Origin of the sequence: Roseicella aerolata, assembly GCF_020523605.1 — a bacterium.
GTDB classification, from domain to species: Bacteria; Pseudomonadota; Alphaproteobacteria; order Acetobacterales; family Acetobacteraceae; genus Paracraurococcus; species Paracraurococcus aerolatus.
Window position 1 is genome coordinate 1 of sequence record NZ_JAJAQI010000127.1, and the last position, 2,630, is coordinate 2,630.

A 2,630-nucleotide genomic window follows, 5' to 3' on the forward strand; every position below is an offset into this window, starting at 1 on the left:
AGGCCTGCCCACGACGCCACGCCATCGAAGCCTCCAGCCCAAGCTGGACACCTACGAATCACACCACCTCGCGCCGCAGCCAATCACAAGCCGATTCCAGCCAGGGCTACTCGGGTCTAGCCTATCCTATTCGCCGGGCAGCAATGGCAGGGGCGTCTGCGGGCTGATCTGAGCGGCGGGCATACGCCCGCATCCGCCTTCGGCGGTGATGTTGGGCTCGGGGCATGCGGCGTTGGAGGTTGCGAGACGATGGGCTCGGTGGGGCATTGGCCCCGTCGGTCACGGTCCGGCCGGATGAAAGCTGCGAGCGAGGCCGCGAAAGAGCACCGCATGCGGGCAGGCTGCGGCGAGGGCGATGCGGACCCGGCTGGCGGTCTCGATGACCCGGCCCGGGGATGCGGTCGCGCAGGGTCAGTAGCAGCCAGTAGGCGGCGGTGTGCAGGACGAGGCGGACCTAGTTGGCCAGCGGCGAACGACAAGAGGTACGGTCGGAGGCAAGCTGGGCCTTGTGCAATTTCAGCAGGTTCTCCGCCTGTCCCCCGCCGGGCATGAAAAAAGGCGGCCGCCGGAAGCGGTCGCCTTTGGAGGGCTCAGCCCGTACGCCACTATCGAAGAAGACGCAGGACGGGCCGAACGCGGAGTCAATAGCGCGCCATGGCGGCTAATGCAAGCAATTTTTCAACCCACAGGACCGCAATGGAGCTCACCAGCCCTGGTGGCCGGGGAGTGCTGGCAGCGTCCGCGTCGCCAGGAGGTGGCCGGCCTTGTAGAATCGGCTCATGTCCAGCTCCGCCGATCCGCGCCCGACCCTGGCTGCACCTGACGATGACCCCTGGCTGTGGCTGGAAAAGGTGGAGGGCGAGCGCGCCCTGGCCTGGATCGAGGCGCAGAATGCCGCCACCCTGGCGCGCCTCGCCGATAGCCGCTTCGCTGCCGACCGGGACGCGGTGAAGGCCGCGCTCGACCGGCCGGACAAGCTGCCCTTCGTCACCCGCCGTGGGTCCTTCCTCTACAACTTCTGGCAGGATGCGGCGCAGCCGCGCGGCGTCTGGCGGCGAACCACCCTTGCCTCCTATCGCAGCCCGGCGCCGGACTGGGAGGTGCTGCTTGATCTCGATGCCCTGGCGCGGGCGGAGGGCGAGGACTGGGTCTGGCAGCGCGCCAGTACGCTGCCGGGCACGCATGACCGGGCGATCCTTCACCTGTCCCGCGGCGGTGGCGACGCGGTAGTGCTGCGGGAGTTCGACCCGACCACCCGGCAGTTCGTGACGGATGGCTTCGTGTTGCCCGAGGCCAAAGGCAGCATTGATTGGTTGGACCGGGACACGCTGCTGCTCTCCTCGGCATTCGGGGAGGGCATGGAGACGCGCTCCGGCTACGCCCGCACGGTGCGGCTCTGGATCCGCGGCACCGATCCCGCTGCGGCGCCGGTACTGTTCGAGTGCGCGGCGGAGCACATGGCGGCCGGGGGCAGCGTCGATTGTGAGACGTCAGGGCGGTTGGTCTTCGTCGACCAGATCGGCTTCTACGACCACGCCGTTCATATCGGCGACCGCACCGGCCCCAAGCAGCGCATCGACCTGCCGAGCGATGCGGAGTTCGAGTGGCAGCGCGGCTGGCTGGCGGTCCGGCCACGCAGCCCTTGGACGCTGGATGGCATCACCCACGCACCCGACACCCTGCTCGGCATCGGCCTCGATGCGTTCCTGGCCGGCGACCGGCGCTTCCAGGTGCTCTTCACCCCCGGCGAGCGCCGGGCCCTGCAGGGCTTCTTCTGGTGCAATGGGCGGCTGGTGGTCTCAGTGCTGGATGAGCTGCGGCCGGTCTTCACTCTCCTCACGCCCTGCGAGGGGGCATGGAGTGGGGCGGAGTTGCAGGGCCTGCCTCGTACCGGCGTCGCGCATCTCTGGCCGCTGGACGCTGAGCCGGAGGAGGCTGATGGCACGCTTCTCGCTCAGGTCGAGGACCCGATCACCCCCGCCAGCCTGCTGCTGACCAGCACGGACCTCGCCGTCCCGACGCTGCTGCGGCGCTCCTCCCCCACCTACGACGCCGCCGGCCTGATCGTGACGCGGCACGAAGCGATCTCGGTGGATGGCGAGCGCATCCCCTATCTGCAGACCGGCCCGGCGGGGCAGGCGGACGGCGAGGCGCCTGTGCACCTCTCCGGCTATGGCGGCTTCCGTGTCTCGCGCCTGCCCTACTACCAGGGCGTGATTGGCAAGCTCTGGCTGGAGCGGGGCGGCACCACGGTCGTCGCCAATATCCGTGGCGGCGGCGAATTCGGCACGCGCTGGCATGAGGCCGGGCGGCGGGAGGGCAAGCGCCTCTCGCATGACGACTTCGCGGCCGTCGCCGCCGACCTGGTGCAGCGCGGTGTCACCCGGCCGGGGCGGATCGCGGCCGAGGGCGGCTCCAATGGCGGGCTGCTCATTGCCAATATGCTGACCCGCTACCCCGAGCGCTTCGGCGCTCTCTTCTGCACCATCCCGCTGATCGACATGCGCCGCTTGCTGCGCGGCGATCAGGGTGAGAACGCGCGGCGATCTGGATGAGAAACGCCTGCATGGCGCCGTCGGGAGGGCGTAGCCCGACCGGCGGGGCCATGCAGGCGAGCGCCCACCCGTTCT

At 69.6% G+C, this 2,630-nt stretch carries 1 protein-coding gene and 1 pseudogene; one reads left to right on the forward strand and one right to left on the reverse strand.

Annotated elements, in window-relative coordinates; translation table 11 throughout:
• Window positions 1–279: 279 nt before the first annotated feature.
• Window positions 280–538: pseudogene (locus LHA35_RS28070) on the reverse strand (transposase); the annotation flags it as partial.
• A gap of 241 nt (window positions 539–779) precedes the next feature.
• Between LHA35_RS28070 and LHA35_RS28075 the strand changes: the two are divergent.
• Window positions 780–2,555 (forward strand): prolyl oligopeptidase family serine peptidase, encoded by a 1,776-nt coding sequence (locus tag LHA35_RS28075; protein ID WP_226614787.1) that lies wholly within the window; start codon window positions 780–782, stop codon window positions 2,553–2,555.
• Window positions 2,556–2,630 lie beyond the last annotated feature (75 nt).